Source organism: Methylobacterium sp. ME121, from assembly GCF_000974725.1.
Lineage (GTDB): Bacteria > Pseudomonadota > Alphaproteobacteria > Rhizobiales > Beijerinckiaceae > Methylobacterium > Methylobacterium radiotolerans.
The window spans coordinates 76948-92612 of the sequence record NZ_BBUX01000004.1 but is presented as its reverse complement, the minus strand read 5'-3'; the positions used below and the strand labels follow the sequence as shown (position 1 = coordinate 92612).

The following is a 15665-nucleotide window of genomic DNA, read 5'->3' as shown; positions in this document are numbered from 1 at the left end:
CTCCCGTTTCGACAACGCGGCCCCGACGCCGCCCAGCCGTCCCCCTCGACGGCCCGCGGACTAGCGCGGGCAGGCGTGGGCCCGTTCGAAGGCCTGCAGATCCGCCACGGTCGCCTGCTCCTGCCGCGAGAGCGGCACGCGATCCATGGCGTCGTACCGGCAATCGGCGTTGCCGAAGGTTCGGATCGCCCGCGGCGTGCTGAAGCAGTAGCCCGCCTGCTTGTAGATCAGGTTGCGCTGGTACCAAGCTTCCGCGCAGTCATCCGCCATCACGCCGGTCGGTCCCGCGACGAGGATCAGAGCGTAGAGAGCAGCGCGCATCGAATCGTCTCCGTGAGGAGGCGGAATCAACCATCGGATGCTCAGTAGGTCCAGCGCTGCGCCTTCGAGACGAGGAAGTCGCGGAACGCCTGCACGCGGGCGACCGAGCGCATCTCCTCGGCGTAGACGAGGTAACTCTCGAGGCTCGGCATCTCGGTCTCGCGCAACACCTGCACGAGTTGCTGCCCGCCATCCACCGCGTAGTCGGGCAGGATGCCGATGCCGGCGCCGGCCTCCATCGCGCGTTGCAGGGCGCCGATATTGTTCACCGTCAGGTGAACCTGGCGACGCTCGCGACCCTCGCGGCCGGCATCGGCGAGCCAGTGGGCGGCCAGCAGGTACGAGGGCTCGTTGCCGCCGAAGGAGACGAGGCGGTGGTCGTCGAGCTCCTCGATGGTCTTGGGCTCGCCGAAGCGCTTGACGTAATCCGGGCTCGCGAAGGCGTGGTAGTGCACGGTGAACAGCCGCCGCTGGATCAGGTCCGGCTGCGCCGGGCGCCGCATGCGAATCGCCACGTCGGCCTCGCGCATGGCCAGATCGAGCTCCTCGTTGGTCAGGATCAGCTCGATGCGCACGTCCGGGTAGAGGTCGAGGAACTCGCCCACACGCTGCGACAGCCAGGACGTGCCGAGGCCGACCGTGGTGGTCACCTTGAGATCGCCGGTCGGCCGCTCGGAGGTCTCCACGAGCCGGGCCCGGGTATTCTCCAGGCGCAGCTTCATATCTCGCGCGGCGCGGAACAGCAGGTCGCCCTGCTCGGTCAGCAGCAGGCCGCGGGCATGGCGGTGGAACAGCGGCGCCTTCAGCTCGCGCTCCAGGGCGCTGATCTGGCGGCTCACCGCCGATTGGCTGAGCCCGATATCGTCACCCGCCTTGGTGAAGCTCCCCGCCTCCGCGACGTTGAGGAAGATCCGGATCTTGTCCCAGTCCAAGGCGAGAACCCCTACCAGCGCGCGCCCGCGGGACGCGCCCGGGGTGGAGTGGGCGCGAAGCGGCGGGCAGATCACCGGGCGAACTGCGCGGTGCCGCGCGCGGATGGCCGCTCGCGGCACCGCGCGGGCATGCAATCCGTGCATCCCGGCGCAGTCAGCACTCCTATGCACACGGTGCATGGTGCTGCGCAAGCGCGAGCAGCGTGAACTTGTTGAAATGCTAGGCGCGGCGGCTCCGCGCGGGGGGCGCGGAGCCGCCGCGGCCGTCATTCCGCCGCGGCGGCCTGAACGGGGCTCTCGCCGATGTCGAGGTTGGCCAGGAACTTCTCCGCCTCCAGCGCCGCCATGCAGCCCATGCCGGCGGCGGTGATCGCCTGGCGGTAGACGTCGTCCGTGACGTCGCCCGCGGCGAAGACGCCCGGGATCTCGGTCTCGGTCGTCCCCGGCTTCACGGTGAGGTAGCCGCCGTGGCGCATGGGCAGCTGCCCCTCGAAGATCGCGGTGGCCGGCTGGTGACCTATCGCCACGAACACGCCGTCGGCTTTCACCTCGCTGATCTCGCCCGAGCGCGGATCCTTGAGACGGACGTGGGTCACGTTCGGCGCCGGCTTCTGCACTCCGCAGATCTCGGCGATCTCGCGGTGCCAGAGCACCTCGACGTTCGGGTGCTTGAACAGGCGCTCCTGCAGGATCCGCTCGGCGCGGAAGCTGTCGCGGCGATGGACCACCGTGACCTTGCTGGCGATGTTGGCGAGGTACAGGGCCTCCTCGACCGCGGTGTTGCCGCCGCCGACCACCACGACCTCCTTGCCGCGGAAGAAGAACCCGTCGCAGGTCGCGCAGGCCGAGACGCCGCCGCCCTGGAAAGCCGCCTCGGAGGGGATGCCGAGCCACTTGGCCTGGGCGCCGGTGGCGATGACGAGGGCGTCGCACGAGTAGGTCTCGCCGGAATCGGCCTCGAGGCGGAAGGGCCGCTGCTTGAGGTCGACCTTCGTGATGTATTCCGAGACGATCCGAGTGCCGACATGCTCGGCCTGGAGTCGCATCTGCTCCATCAGCCACGGGCCCTGGATCGCCTCGGCGAAACCCGGGTAATTCTCGACGTCCGTGGTGATCATGAGCTGGCCGCCCGGCTGGAAGCCGGAGATCAGCAGCGGCTCGACCATGGCGCGGGCCGCGTAGATCGCCGCCGTGTAGCCGGCGGGTCCCGAGCCGATGATCACGAGCTTGGCGTGGGTGTGGGCCATCTGTCTCGGTCTCCTCAGGCCGGTCCGGCCGCGCGGCGCGCGGCATAGGCGTCGGCGAGCGCCTGGGCGATCACCGGCGTCGCGTCGATCGGCTTGTACGTCAGATCTGCCAACTGACCGGTGAACGGCCGCAGCGCTCCGGCGATCGCCAACCCGGCGAACATGCGACGGTGCCGGATATAGGTACGGGGCAGATCGAACAGCAGGACCGGCGCGCCGGTGGCCACCGCCTCGCTGACCATGTTGGCCGAGTCGGAGGTCACGACGATCGCCTCGGCGAGCGCCAGCATGGCCACGTAGGGGTTGTCGCCGCTGCCGTCCCAGAGGAACCCGCCGGTCTCGGCGGCGAGCGCCTTGACGGCCTCGCGCAGCGGGTTCGGGGTCCGGCGAGAGATCGTCACCATCAGCCGGCAGCCCTGCTCGGCCAGTCCGCGCAGATCCTCCACGAGGCGGATCATGTCGGTCTTGCGATAGCTCAGGTGACGGCTGTCGCCGCCGACCAGCACCGCCACGCGGGGGCCGTCGAGGCGCGCGAGCCGGGGATCCGGCCGCGCCCGGGCCGCGGCCAGGCGCGCCGCCGTGACGAGGTGGGGCGCCGTCAGCGTCGTGAACACGTTGGGGCCGCGCAGGTCGTCGTAATCCGGCACCCAGATGAAGTCGGCGCTGTCCGCGCCGGTCCGCGGATCTTTCAGGAAGGCCGTGAACGTCCGGCCGCCGGTCGCGCGCCGCACCGTCCGCAGGTACGGGACCGACCGGCGCCCGGAGGCGATCAGGATGTCGGGGTAGGGACCCGACAGGGCGCCGGCGCGGCGGCGCGGCCCCTCGCGCGGGTCGATCGGTCCCCAGGGCGCCATCCAGCCGAACGGCCCGGAAGCCGGCACCTGCCGGATCTCGAAGTCGAGGCCCAGGGTCTCGGCGATGCCGACGCACTGGTTCTCGTCGCCGGCCTTGCCGTCCGTGACGATCCAGGCGCGGGCGCGGGCGAGTTCGGGCAGGCGCGCACGCCGCGGGTCCGGACTGCTGACCGGCGCGGTCTGCGCCTCCGACACGTCGATGCTTGCCATGCTCCTCACCGGATACGCCCCACGCCGCCGGCCGGGGCCGGCGGCCGTCTTCTAGTCCCGCGGCAGGTCGCGGGCGAGCCACTGGGCGTAGATGTCGGCGATGGCGGCGAGCCGGCGCTGCTCGAATTGCGGATCGTACCACGCCCCGCCGTAGCTCGACGGCGTCGCGGTCATCTGCGGGTAGCGCCCGAGCACCTGCCCCTTGGGCCCGACGAGCAGCGCCTCGCCCTCCATATAGTCGGTCTGGAAATTGCCGCCGTAGCCGCGCAGGGCGCCGCTGCCGGCATAGGGCCGCAGCGACAGGCTCGTCACGACCACGACGAGGCGCGGCCCGCGTCCGCCGATCCGGCCGGCGAAGTTCTTCCGCAGGGCGTCGGTCAGGTCGCCGGCCAGCGCCTCGGCCTGCAGCCCCGCGCCCTTGTCGAGGAGCGGCCGCACGTCGACCCGGACGTCGGAGAAGACCGGAGTCGGCGGGAAGTCGCTCGCCGCCGCGGATCCCGCGACGGCACCGAGGATCAGGCCGGCGAGCCGGCCCCAGGAATGCGGGCGCATCGGCTCAGCCGCCGTACTGGACGGCGACGACCTCGTAGGACTTGCCGCCACCGGGGGTCGTGACCTCGACCGTGTCGCCGACGCCTTTGCCGATCAGCGCGCGGGCGATCGGCGAGGTGATCGAGACGCGGCCCGAGCGCACGTCGGCCTCCGGTTCGCCCACGATCTGGTAGGTCTTCTCCTCCTCCGTGTCCTCGTCGACGAGCTTCACGGTGGCCCCGAACTTGATCCTGTCGCCCGAGAGCTTCGTGACGTCGATCACTTCGGCCCGCGCGATCATGCTCTCGAGCTCGAGGACGCGGCCCTCGTTGTGGGACTGCGCCTCCTTGGCGGCGTGGTACTCGGCGTTCTCCGACAGGTCGCCGAGCGCGCGGGCTTCCGCGATCGCCTGGATGATGCGCTGGCGCTCCACCTGCTGGCGGTGCTTCAGCTCCTCTTCGAGGGCTGCCAGCCCGCGCACGGTGATCGGAACCTTGTCTATCGCCATCGTCTCGCGCCACAATGAAGAGGCCCGGCCGAGAGTGAAGCACTCTCCCCGGGCCATGAAATGAAGTCAGCGGAACCCTGAGGTTCAGGCCGCGAAGTATTCCTGCAACGCGCGGACCTTGAGATCGCCTTCTAGATAGGCCTTGATCCCCTCGGCCGCGGCCATCGCGCCGGCTAGAGTGGTGTAATACGGCACCTTATGCAAGAGGGCCGCGCGCCGGAGCGAGCGCGAGTCCGACAGGGCGCCGGCCCCCTCGGTTGTGTTCAGGACGAGGTGGATCCCGCCGTTCTTGATCGCGTCGACCACGTGCGGCCGGCCCTCGAGAACCTTGTTGATCCGCTCCGCCGGCACGCCGTTCTCCACCAGATAGCGCTGCGTGCCGCCGGTCGCCAGGATGGTGAAGCCGAGGTCCGACAGGAGCTTAATGGTCGGCAGGATGCGCGCCTTGTCGGCATCCCGCACCGAGACGAACACGGCGCCGGCCTTCGGCACCTGCGTGCCCGAGCCGAGCTGGCTCTTGGCGAAGGCCACGCCGAAGCTTGCGTCGAGCCCGATCACCTCGCCGGTGCTGCGCATCTCCGGTCCGAGCAGCACGTCGACGCCGGGGAAGCGGGCGAAGGGGAAGACCGCCTCCTTCACGGCGATGTGCGGCAGGGTCTTCGGCCGCAGGCCGAAGGTCGCGAGCGGCTCGCCCGCCATGATCCGGGCGGCGATCTTGGCGATCGGCTCGCCGATGACCTTGGCGACGAACGGCACCGTGCGCGAGGCGCGGGGGTTCACCTCCAGCACGTAGATGGTGCCGTCCTTGATGGCGTACTGCACGTTCATCAGGCCGACGACGTTGAGCGCCAGCGCCATGGCCTTCGTCTGCCGCTCCAGCTCGTCCATGATCTCGGTCGAGAGCGAGCGCGGCGGCAGGGAGCAGGCCGAATCACCCGAATGGATGCCGGCCTCCTCGATGTGCTCCATGATGCCGGCGATGAACACGTCCTTGCCGTCGCAGACCGCGTCGACGTCGACCTCGACCGCGTCCGACAGGTAGCGGTCGAACAGGAGCGGGTTCTTGCCCAGCACCGTGTTGATCTGGCCGGTCTTGTCGTTCGGGTAGCGGGCCTTCACCTCGGAGGGGATCAGGCTCGGCAGCGTGTCGAGGAGGTAGTCGGCGAACTGCGTCTCGTCGCGGATGATCGCCATCGCGCGGCCGCCTAGCACGTAGCTCGGGCGGACCACGAAGGGCAGGCCGAGATCCGCGGCGACCAGCCGGCTCTGCTCCACCGAGTAGGCGATGCCGTTCTTCGGCTGCTTCATCGCGAGCTTGTCGAGGAGCCGCTTGAACTGGTCGCGGTCCTCGGCGAGGTCGATGGCGTCGGGCGAGGTGCCGAGGATCGGCACGCCGGCGGATTCCAGGGCGCGGGCGAGCTTCAGCGGAGTCTGGCCACCGAACTGCACGATCACCCCGTGCAGAGTGCCGGCCTGCCGCTCGGTCTCGATGATCTCCAGCACGTCCTCGGCGGTCAGCGGCTCGAAGTAGAGCCGGTCCGAGGTGTCGTAATCGGTCGAGACCGTCTCCGGGTTGCAGTTGACCATAATGGTCTCGTAGCCCGCGTCCGACAGCGCGAAGCAGGCGTGGCAGCAGCAATAGTCGAACTCGATACCCTGACCGATCCGGTTCGGGCCGCCGCCGAGGATCACGACCTTCTTGCGGTCCGAGGGCTGCGCCTCGTCCACCACCGCGCCCGCGAACGGCGCCACGTAGGTCGAGTACATGTAGGCGGTGGGCGACTTGAACTCGGCCGCGCAGGTGTCGATCCGCTTGTAGACCGGGCGCACCGCCAGGGCGCGCCGGGCCGCGCGGACGGCGGCCTCGTCGATCTTGGCCAGCACCGCGAGGCGGGCATCCGAGAAGCCGGCGGCCTTGAGCTGGCGGAAGGCGCCGGCCGTCTTCGGCAGGCCGTGGGCCTTCACGCGGTTCTCCAGGTCGATGATCGCCTGGAGCTGCTCCAGGAACCACGGGTCGATCTTGCAGGAGGCGTAGACCTGCTCGTGGCTGACGCCGAGCCGCAGCGCCTGCGCGACCTTGAGCAGCCGGTCCGGGGTCGGCGTGCCGATGGCCGCCTTGATGGCGTTGTGGTCGTCGCCCTTGCCCAGCCCCTCGATCTCGATGTCGTCGAGGCCGGTCAGGCCGGTCTCCAGCGAGCGGAGGGCCTTCTGCAGCGATTCGGCGAAGCAACGGCCGATCGCCATGGCCTCGCCCACCGACTTCATGGCGGTGGTCAGCGTCGGCTCGGCGCCCGGGAACTTCTCGAAGGCGAAGCGCGGGATCTTGGTGACGACATAGTCGATCGTCGGCTCGAACGAGGCCGGGGTCGCGCCGCCGGTGATGTCGTTGGCGATCTCGTCGAGGGTGTAGCCGACCGCGAGCTTGGCCGCGACCTTGGCGATCGGGAAGCCGGTGGCCTTCGAGGCGAGCGCCGAGGAGCGCGACACGCGCGGGTTCATCTCGATCACGATCATGCGCCCGTTCTCGGGGTTGATCGCGAACTGCACGTTCGAGCCGCCGGTCTCGACGCCGATCTCGCGGAGCACTGCCAGCGACGCGTCGCGCATCACTTGGTACTCCTTGTCGGTGAGCGTCAGCGCGGGTGCGACGGTGATCGAATCACCCGTGTGCACGCCCATCGGGTCGATGTTCTCGATGGAGCAGACGATGATGCAGTTGTCGTTCCGGTCCCGGACGACCTCCATCTCGTACTCTTTCCAGCCGAGCACGCTCTCCTCGATCAGCACCTCGTTGGTCGGAGACGCGTCGATGCCGCGCTCGACGATGTCGAGGAACTCCTCGCGGTTGTACGCGATGCCGCCGCCGGTGCCGCCCATGGTGAAGGACGGCCGGATGATGGCCGGCAGGCCGACCTCGGCCAGCGCGATCAGCGCCTGCCCGAGGGCGTGCTCGCCGTAACGCTTGCGCCGCTCGGTCTCGCCCGCCGCCCAGCTCTTCTCGTAGGCCGCCAGCGCCGCCTGGCGCGCCGCCGGATCGGTGTTGGCCGCCTCGATCCGGGCGATCTCGGCCAGGTAGGCCTGGCGGTCGGCCTTCTTCGCGGCCGAGGCGTTGGCGAGCGCCGATTTCGGGGTGTCGAGCCCGATCTTGGTCATGGCGTCGCGGAACAGGCTCCGGTCCTCCGCCTTGTCGATGGCCTCGGCGGTGGCGCCGATCATCTGCACGCCGTACTTGGCGAGCACGCCCATCTTCTGCAGCGACAGGGCGCAGTTGAGCGCCGTCTGGCCGCCCATCGTGGGCAGGATCGCGTCGGGGCGCTCCTTCTCGATGATCTTGGCGACGATCTCCGGCGTGATCGGCTCGACGTAGGTCGCGTCCGCCATGTCCGGGTCGGTCATGATGGTCGCGGGATTCGAGTTCACCAGGACGATGCGGTAGCCCTCCTCGCGGAGCGCCTTGCACGCCTGCGTGCCGGAATAATCGAACTCGCAGGCCTGTCCGATGATGATCGGACCCGCACCGATGATCAGGATCGAGGAGATGTCGGTGCGTTTGGGCATCGTGGGCCTTCTCAGGCCAAGCGCGCCCGATCGGGCACGGCTCGACTGAGGCCCTGCTCCCGGACGCGCGTGGCGGGAATGTCGTTGAGCCCCGCGTTTACACGGGCCACGGGCGCATTGGAAGGCCGGGACGACCGCGCAGATTGGACGCGCGCCCGGCGCATGGAGGCGCCGGCAGTCCGTCGAAGTGGAGTATTTATAAACGCGCGCACGATTGCACGAAGTTCTTGGCGCACTTCGGAGCCGAACGTAGGACTCGGCCGACCGGCCATCCCGCCGATCGATATCGTAATTATTCGAGATAGAAGATGATCAGCCGAACCCCCTTGTCCGCGATGCTTCTGATCGGCACGATCGTGAGCGCGAACGCTTCGGAAGTTGCCATCAAGACCCTGAACAGCGGCCCGGGCGGGATGATGGTCTTCGACCCGGCCTTCGTGAAAATCCAGCCCGGCGACACGGTCCGGTTCGTGCCGACCGACAAGGGCCACAATGCCGAACTGATCAAGGGCATGGCGCCCGACGGCGCGGCGCCGTTCAAGACGGTGGTCGGCAAGGAGGAGACCGTGGCCTTCGAGAAGCCCGGCCTCTACGGCATCAAGTGCTCGCCGCACTACATCATGGGGATGGTCGGCCTCGTCCAGGTCGGCGACAGACCCGACAATCTGGAGGCGGCCAAGGCGGTGCCGCAGAACAAGCTGGCCGCCAAGCGGTTCGAGCCGCTATTCGAGAAGATCCAGTAAGTCGGCCGTCGGGGCGGCGCGAACCGCCCCGTCCCGCCTCAGAATCCGGCGTGGAGCGCCGCGACCGCCCGGTCGATCGAGAGGTAGAACACACCGAAGGCCACCACGGCGGCGGCGGCAAACTCGACGGCGACGTTCGAGAGCGTCTGCGCGCGGCGCAGGGCCTCACGGCCGAAATAGACCGAGACCCAGGCGAGGGCGAGGACGGCGGGCATGGCGAACAGGTAGGACACCGTGCTCTCGACGCGGTCGAAGCCGCCGGTCGGATCGATCAGGGCCCGGATGTTGCGCACCCACGGAGCGTAGAAGGCGGCGTAGAGGGCGGTCAGCCAGGACAGGCCCACGGCGACGCCGAGATGGAAGGTGAAGCTGCGGTGCAGGCGGGAGAAATCGTCGCGCGCCTCGTCGATGGTCATCCGGCAATCCCCTGCAACGGACCGCCGTCGCCGGGCGCGGATGCGCCGCCGTTCAGGGACCGTCGTGGGCTCTCTTAAGCCGTCCGATCTGGCGGATTTTATGGCCCCGCCGCGGCCCGATTGGGATCGCGGCGCCGGCTTATCTGTCCCCGGACGTCACCGCGCTGCGGAGCGATGACGGCGGGCCGATGCCGGCGCCCGGGTCTCAGGCGCCCTTCGCGGTCTCCGGCGCGCCGGAGCGCATCAGCGTCACGAAGCGCTCGAACAGGTAGTGGCTGTCGCGCGGGCCGGGGGAGGCCTCCGGGTGGTGCTGCACCGAGAAGGCCGGGCGGTCGGTGAGGGTCAGGCCGCAATTCGAGCCGTCGAACAGCGACACGTGCGTCTCCACCGCCGTCTCCGGGAGGCTGCCCGGGTCCACCGCGAAGCCGTGGTTCATCGACACGATCTCGACCTTCCCGGTGGTCTTGTCCTTCACCGGGTGGTTCGCGCCGTGATGGCCCTGGCCCATCTTCACGGTCCGGCCGCCGAGGGCCAGACCCATGAGCTGGTGGCCGAGGCAGATGCCGAAGGTCGGCACCTTCTCGTCCAGCAGCTTGCGAATCACCGGGACCGCGTAGGCGCCGGTGGCGGCCGGGTCGCCGGGACCGTTGGACAGGAACACGCCGTCCGGCTTCAGCGCCAGGATCGCGTCGGCCGTCGTGGTGGCCGGCACCACGGTGACGTCGCAGCCGGCCTGGGCGAGGAGGCGCAGGATGTTGCGCTTCACGCCGTAGTCGATGGCCACGACCTTCAGGCCCTCGCCGGGTGCGCGCTTGCCGTAACCGTTGCCGAGTGCCCAGACGGTCTCGGACCACTCCGACGACGCGCGGCTGGTCACCGGCGGCACGAGGTCGAGCCCCTCCATGGGCGCGAGGGCCGCCGCGCGGGCCTTGAGGGCCTCGCGGTCGAACTTGCCTTCGGGATCGTTGGCGATTACCGCGTTCGGCATGCCCTGGTCGCGGATGCGGGCCGTGAGTGCCCGGGTGTCGACCCCCGTGATGCCGACGATGCCGCGGGCCCTGAGCCACCCGTCGAGATGCGACGAGGACCGCCAGTTCGACGGGTTCGTCACCGCCGAGGCGACGACGGTGCCGCGGACGCCCGAGGCCGGCGCCGCCTCGAGGCTCTCGAGGTCCTCGTCGTTGGTGCCGACATTGCCGATATGCGGGAAGGTGAAGGTGACGATCTGACCGGCATAGGACGGGTCCGTCAGGATCTCCTGGTAGCCGGTCATCGCGGTGTTGAAGCAGACCTCCCCGTCGGCCACGCCGGTCTGGCCGATGCCGAAGCCCTCCAGGATGGTGCCGTCGGCCAGCACCAGCAGAGCCGTCGCGACGGGCTCGGCCCAGGGCTCGGGAGCCTGAGGCTCGGGGGCATGCGCGGCGGCGTCTTGCAGCATGGGCTGAGTCTCGCTTATGTCCGGCCGAAGGCGGGCGCCGGGTTTCGGCGCTCTCGGCTTGCGGCATGATCGTGTGCGGCGCTCTTAGCGAGCGGCCCGCGATGGGGTCAATGTGGCTCCGCCTCCCGCAGGGCTCAACACCCGCAAACCGCAGGCCAGCCCCCCGCTTCGATCGTTGGAAGGTCACCGAGATGCTGCGCGCGCGTTTCACCACCGAGATGAAGGAGGCCATGAAGGCCGGCGACAAGGACAGGCTCGCCACGATCCGGATGATCCAGGCCGCCCTCAAGGACCGGGACATCGAGGCTCGCGGCAACGGCAAGGAGCCGATCTCCGACGAAGAGATCCTGTCGCTTCTCCAGAAGATGGTTAAGCAGCGCACCGAATCGGCCTCGGTCTACGAGCAGGGCGGTCGCCCGGAACTCGCCGCCAACGAGCGCGCCGAGATCGCCATCATCGAGAGCTTCCTGCCGAAGCAGATGGACGAGACCGAGATGAAGGCGGCGGTCGAGGCGGCGATCCTCGAGACCGGCGCGGCCGGGCCGAAGGACATGGGCAAGGTGATCGCCGCCCTGAAGGGCACGTTCGCGGGCCGCATGGATTTCGGCAAGGCGAGCGGGCTCGTGAAGGCGGCGCTGGCGGCGAAGGGCTGACCCTCTAGGGCCGAGCCTCTCCCCGCAATCCTCCGCCGAGTTCCGGGGATGTGAGGGACTCGGTCACGCCTCTCGCGCTATAGGAGCGGGTTCACGCAACCCGTCCCAGGCCCCGTGCGCTATCCGCCCCACATCCTGGAAGAGATCCGCTCCCGGCTGCCGGCCTCGTCGGTGGTCGGCCGCCGCGTGCAGTTGAAGAAGGCCGGCCGCGAGTGGCGCGGCCTTTCGCCGTTCAACGCCGAGAAGACGCCGTCCTTCTACGTGAACGACCAGAAGCAGTTCTACCACTGCTTCTCGTCCTCGAAGCACGGCGACATCTTCACCTTCCTCATGGAGACGGAAGGCCTCAGCTTCCCCGAGGCGGTCGAGCGGCTGGCGGGCGAGGCCGGCGTCAGCCTGCCGGCGCCCACCGAGGACAACCGCGCCAGCGAGCAGAAGCGCGCCGGGGCGATCGAGGTCATGGAGATGGCCGCCCGCTGGTTCGAGGAGCGCCTGCGGTCGGGCCAGGGCAGCGAGGCCCGTGCCTACCTCGAGCGCCGCGGATTGCGGGACGAGACTCAGCGGGCCTTCCGCCTCGGCTACGCTCCGAACGACCGCTACGCCCTGCGCGACCACCTCGCCGGGCAGGGCGTCGAGAAGGCGCTGATGGTCGAACTCGGCCTGCTCGCGGCCGGGGAGGGCGTCTCGGTCCCCTACGACTATTTCCGCGACCGGGTGATGTTCCCGATCACCGACACCCGCGGCCGGGTCGTGGCCTTCGGTGGTCGGGCGCTCGCCAAGGAGGTGCGCGCCAAGTACCTCAACTCGCCGGAGACGCCGCTCTTCCACAAGGGCCGGACGCTCTACAACCTGCACGGCGCCCGCAAGGCCGCCCACGAGCGCGGATCGATCATCGCGGTCGAGGGCTACGTCGACGTCATCGCCATGACGCTCGCCGGCCACCCCGAGACGGTGGCGCCGCTGGGCACCGCCCTGACGGAGGACCAGCTCGCCCTGCTCTGGCGCCACGCCGACGAGCCGATTCTCTGCTTCGACGGCGACAAGGCCGGCCAACGGGCGGCCTACCGGGCCCTCGACATCGCGCTGCCGCTCCTCGAACCCGGCCGCTCGCTGCGGATCGCGCTGCTGCCGGGCGGCCAGGACCCGGACGACCTGCTGCGCTCGGGCGGCCCGACGGCCATCGACCAGGTGCTGACGGCGGCGCTCCCCCTGTCGGAACTGCTGTGGCGGCGCGCCCTCGAGGCGGGACCGGTCGACACGCCGGAGCGCCGCGCCGGCCTGACGCAGACCCTGCGCACCACCGTCGCGACGATTCGCGACGAGACCGTGCGGCGCTACTACCGCGACGATATCGAGGAGCGCCTGCGCGGCCTGTCGCCCCGCGGCAACCGCGCCGCCCGCGCGGGGCCGCGCGGGCGGCAGCGCTTCACCCGCCCCGGCGAGCCCGTCTCGCCGCGCATCACCGGGAGTCCGAGCCCCTCGGTCACGGCCTCAGCGGGCTTCACGGGCGCCGCTTCGGTCCGCGAGGCGGTCATCGTCGGTACCCTGCTGGCCCATCCCGAGATGATGGCGGAGTTCGGCGAGGAGGCGGCCGAACTCGACTTCGAGGATCCGGACGCGCGGGCGCTGCTGTCGGTCCTGCTGGCTTGCGCGGCCGAGGACGAGCACGCGGCGCCCGAGGTGTTGCAGAACCGCATCAATCGCGCCGGACTCACAGGGGCGGCCGACCGAATCCTCGCCCTGGCCCGCTCGCGGGACCGCACGACCCTGGCTCCGCACGCCGATCCGGCCCACCGCGCAGACGCGCTCCGACAGGCGATGATCTTGCACCGGCAGGCAGGAGCGCTACATAGCGAACTTCGCGAAGCACGGCAGGCGTTTGAGGACGATCCGACCGATGCCGGGTGGGCATGGCTCTGCGAAGTGAAGGCGAGGCTGGAGACCGTCATCGCCGCCGAGGCGGAGGCCGATACACCGGTGTCGAGCGACTCGACGGCCGTGTAATGCCTGTGTCATGGCGGTGGCGGGGGACCCGGTCCCGCCATAGTTAACAATCGGTCAAGCCTCGGGCTTGCATACGGAAACCGACGACTCACGGCGACTGGAGCGATCCGGCGCCGACCTCATACAGCGGCGCCGACGGCGTGGACCGGCCTCATCAGGGCCTCCGCAACGCGCCGCGTGCGAAACAATAGGCTGATCATGGCGACGAAGGCAACGGAACGGGACGAGACGGACGCTGCCCCCGAGCAGCAGACCGACGGGCCGCTCCTCGACCTGACGGATGCTTCGGTCAAGCGGATGGTCAAGCTCGCCAAGAAGCGCGGCTACGTGACCTACGAGGAGGTCAACGAGGTTCTGCCCGAGGGCCAGTCCGATCCGGACCAGCTCGAGGACGTGCTGTCGCAGCTCTCCGAGATGGGCATCAACGTCGTCGAGGCCGAGGAGACCGACGAGGCCGCCGGCGAGAAGGCCGCGGACGGCGAGGAGGAGGAGGCGGAGGGCGGCGAGGTCGCCGAGGTCGCTCCGGCGCGCGCCGTCGCGGTCGCCACGACCACCAAGGAGCCGACCGACCGCACCGACGATCCGGTGCGCATGTACCTGCGCGAGATGGGTTCGGTGGAGCTCCTGTCCCGCGAGGGCGAGATCGCGATCGCCAAGCGCATCGAGGCCGGCCGCGAGGCGATGATCGCGGGTCTCTGCGAGAGCCCGCTGACCTTCCAGGCGATCATCATCTGGCGGGACGAGCTCGTGGAGGGCAAGGTCCTCCTGCGCGACATCATCGACCTCGAGGCGACCTACGCGGGCCCGGACGGCAAGAACGCGCCGCAGCTCGCCGAGGGCGAGGAATCCGAGGACGGCGAGCCGCCGGCGCCCCCGGAGGGCGGCGACGACGAGGACGACCTCGAGAACAACGTCTCGCTCGCCGCGATGGAGGCGGAGATCAAGCCGCGGGTCCTCGAGACCTTCGACGCGATCGCCGCGAACTACCGCAAGCTGCGCAAGTTCCAGATCGAGGGCACCGAGCGCAAGGCCGCCGGCGAGCAGAACACGCCCGCTCAGGACCAGAAGCAGGCCGAGCTGAAGGACATCGTCGTCGCCGACGTGAAGTCCCTCTCGCTGAACAACAACCGCATCGAGGCGCTGGTCGGCCAGCTCTACTCGATCAACAAGCAGCTGATCGGCCACGAAGGCCGGCTGATGCGCTTCGCCGAGAGCCACGGCGTGGCCCGCGACGAGTTCCTGCGCCACTACCAGGGCTACGAGCTCGACCCGAACTGGATGGAGCGCGTCGGGACGCTGGGCGGCAAGGGTTGGAAGAACCTGGTCGAGCGCGGCTCGAAGCAGGTCGCGGAGCTGCGCGCGCAGATCCTCGACCTCGCCTCCGAGACGGGCCTGGAGATCGGCGAGTACCGCCGCATCGTCAACATGGTTCAGAAGGGCGAGCGCGAGGCCCGGCAGGCGAAGAAGGAGATGATCGAGGCGAACCTGCGCCTCGTGATCTCGATCGCCAAGAAGTACACGAACCGCGGCCTGCAGTTCCTCGACCTGATCCAGGAGGGCAACATCGGCCTGATGAAGGCGGTCGACAAGTTCGAGTACCGGCGCGGCTACAAGTTCTCGACCTACGCCACGTGGTGGATCCGGCAGGCGATCACCCGCTCGATCGCCGACCAAGCGCGCACGATCCGCATCCCGGTGCACATGATCGAGACGATCAACAAGATCGTCCGCACTTCGCGCCAGATGCTGCACGAGATCGGCCGCGAGCCGACCCCGGAGGAGCTGGCCGAGAAGCTGGCCATGCCGCTGGAGAAGGTCCGCAAGGTCCTGAAGATCGCCAAGGAGCCGATCTCCCTCGAGACGCCGATCGGCGACGAGGAGGACAGCCATCTCGGCGACTTCATCGAGGACAAGAACGTCGTCCTGCCGATCGACGCGGCGATCCAGTCGAACCTGCGCGAGACCACGACGCGCGTGCTGGCCTCGCTCACGCCCCGCGAGGAGCGCGTGCTGCGCATGCGCTTCGGCATCGGCATGAACACCGACCACACCCTCGAGGAGGTCGGCCAGCAGTTCTCGGTGACCCGCGAGCGCATCCGCCAGATCGAGGCGAAGGCGCTGCGGAAGCTGAAGCACCCGTCGCGCAGCCGGAAGCTGAGGAGCTTCCTGGACAACTGAGCCTGCGCCGCGGATCGCGCGGCGCTTCCCCGTCGCCCGCGTTGCCCCGGTGCCGCGCGGCATCCAGTCTGG

The 15665-nt window shown here is 69.5% G+C and carries 13 protein-coding genes; 4 read left to right on the top strand and 9 right to left on the bottom strand.

Annotated features, from left to right (window positions below):
• Positions 1-60: 60 nt before the first annotated feature.
• The 7 genes from ME121_RS05300 to carB all read right to left on the bottom strand — a co-directional run bounded on the left by ME121_RS05300 (position 61) and on the right by carB (position 8161).
• Positions 61-321, bottom strand: coding sequence for a YARHG domain-containing protein (locus tag ME121_RS05300; RefSeq protein ID WP_012317568.1), 261 nt, complete (start codon positions 319-321; stop codon positions 61-63).
• 41 nt (positions 322-362) lie between these two features.
• Positions 363-1253 carry a LysR family transcriptional regulator gene (locus ME121_RS05295; RefSeq protein ID WP_012317569.1) on the bottom strand — a complete coding sequence of 297 codons (891 nt, stop codon included), beginning with the start codon at positions 1251-1253 and terminating at the stop codon, positions 363-365.
• Between the two features lie 266 nt (positions 1254-1519).
• Positions 1520-2500 carry a thioredoxin-disulfide reductase gene (trxB, locus tag ME121_RS05290; RefSeq protein ID WP_012317570.1) on the bottom strand — a complete coding sequence of 327 codons (981 nt, stop codon included), beginning with the start codon at positions 2498-2500 and terminating at the stop codon, positions 1520-1522.
• Positions 2501-2514: 14 nt separating this feature from the next.
• Positions 2515-3564 (bottom strand): mitochondrial fission ELM1 family protein, encoded by a 1050-nt coding sequence (locus tag ME121_RS05285; protein WP_012317571.1) that lies wholly within the window; start codon positions 3562-3564, stop codon positions 2515-2517.
• A 51-nt stretch (positions 3565-3615) separates the two neighbouring features.
• Positions 3616-4116, bottom strand: a complete 501-nt coding sequence (locus ME121_RS05280; protein WP_059408450.1) for a hypothetical protein — start codon at positions 4114-4116, stop codon at positions 3616-3618.
• Positions 4117-4120: 4 nt separating this feature from the next.
• On the bottom strand, positions 4121-4597 hold the full coding sequence (gene greA / locus ME121_RS05275) for a transcription elongation factor GreA (protein WP_170855149.1): 477 nt from the start codon (positions 4595-4597) through the stop codon (positions 4121-4123).
• Positions 4598-4687: 90 nt separating this feature from the next.
• Positions 4688-8161 carry a carbamoyl-phosphate synthase large subunit gene (carB, locus tag ME121_RS05270; protein WP_059408449.1) on the bottom strand — a complete coding sequence of 1158 codons (3474 nt, stop codon included), beginning with the start codon at positions 8159-8161 and terminating at the stop codon, positions 4688-4690.
• A gap of 308 nt (positions 8162-8469) precedes the next feature.
• Between carB and ME121_RS05265 the strand changes: the two genes are divergently transcribed.
• Positions 8470-8904: a pseudoazurin gene (locus tag ME121_RS05265; RefSeq protein WP_024831066.1), complete on the top strand. Its 435-nt coding sequence runs from the start codon at positions 8470-8472 to the stop codon at positions 8902-8904.
• A 38-nt stretch (positions 8905-8942) separates the two neighbouring features.
• On the opposite strand, the gene ME121_RS05260 is transcribed toward ME121_RS05265, so the two are convergent.
• The gene (locus ME121_RS05260) at positions 8943-9320 is read right to left on the bottom strand and encodes a hypothetical protein (RefSeq protein WP_012317576.1); all 378 of its coding nucleotides are present in this window, start codon (positions 9318-9320) and stop codon (positions 8943-8945) included.
• 205 nt (positions 9321-9525) lie between these two features.
• Complete coding sequence (gene carA, locus ME121_RS05255; RefSeq protein WP_059408448.1) at positions 9526-10758, bottom strand: glutamine-hydrolyzing carbamoyl-phosphate synthase small subunit; 1233 nt, start codon at positions 10756-10758, stop codon at positions 9526-9528.
• A 191-nt stretch (positions 10759-10949) separates the two neighbouring features.
• Between carA and ME121_RS05250 the strand changes: the two genes are divergently transcribed.
• From ME121_RS05250 to rpoD, 3 genes are all read left to right on the top strand, one after another.
• The gene (locus ME121_RS05250) at positions 10950-11411 is read left to right on the top strand and encodes a GatB/YqeY domain-containing protein (protein ID WP_012317578.1); all 462 of its coding nucleotides are present in this window, start codon (positions 10950-10952) and stop codon (positions 11409-11411) included.
• Positions 11412-11525: 114 nt separating this feature from the next.
• Positions 11526-13415, top strand: coding sequence for a DNA primase (gene dnaG / locus ME121_RS05245; protein WP_059408447.1), 1890 nt, complete (start codon positions 11526-11528; stop codon positions 13413-13415).
• 198 nt (positions 13416-13613) lie between these two features.
• The gene (gene rpoD / locus ME121_RS05240) at positions 13614-15593 is read left to right on the top strand and encodes an RNA polymerase sigma factor RpoD (protein ID WP_012317580.1); all 1980 of its coding nucleotides are present in this window, start codon (positions 13614-13616) and stop codon (positions 15591-15593) included.
• The last annotated feature ends 72 nt before the right edge of the window (positions 15594-15665 follow it).

Excerpts from the sequence above, each read along its gene's own strand:
- trxB (WP_012317570.1), bottom strand. The coding sequence starts at position 2,500 with ATGGCCCACACCCACGCCAAGCTCGTGATCATCGGCTCGGGACCCGCC.
- rpoD (WP_012317580.1), top strand. The coding sequence starts at position 13,614 with ATGGCGACGAAGGCAACGGAACGGGACGAGACGGACGCTGCCCCCGAG.
- ME121_RS05280 (WP_059408450.1), bottom strand. The coding sequence starts at position 4,116 with ATGCGCCCGCATTCCTGGGGCCGGCTCGCCGGCCTGATCCTCGGTGCC.
- carB (WP_059408449.1), bottom strand. The coding sequence starts at position 8,161 with ATGCCCAAACGCACCGACATCTCCTCGATCCTGATCATCGGTGCGGGT.
- ME121_RS05285 (WP_012317571.1), bottom strand. The coding sequence starts at position 3,564 with ATGGCAAGCATCGACGTGTCGGAGGCGCAGACCGCGCCGGTCAGCAGT.
- carA (WP_059408448.1), bottom strand. The coding sequence starts at position 10,758 with ATGCTGCAAGACGCCGCCGCGCATGCCCCCGAGCCTCAGGCTCCCGAG.
- ME121_RS05265 (WP_024831066.1), top strand. The coding sequence starts at position 8,470 with ATGATCAGCCGAACCCCCTTGTCCGCGATGCTTCTGATCGGCACGATC.
- ME121_RS05250 (WP_012317578.1), top strand. The coding sequence starts at position 10,950 with ATGCTGCGCGCGCGTTTCACCACCGAGATGAAGGAGGCCATGAAGGCC.
- ME121_RS05260 (WP_012317576.1), bottom strand. The coding sequence starts at position 9,320 with ATGACCATCGACGAGGCGCGCGACGATTTCTCCCGCCTGCACCGCAGC.
- ME121_RS05300 (WP_012317568.1), bottom strand. The coding sequence starts at position 321 with ATGCGCGCTGCTCTCTACGCTCTGATCCTCGTCGCGGGACCGACCGGC.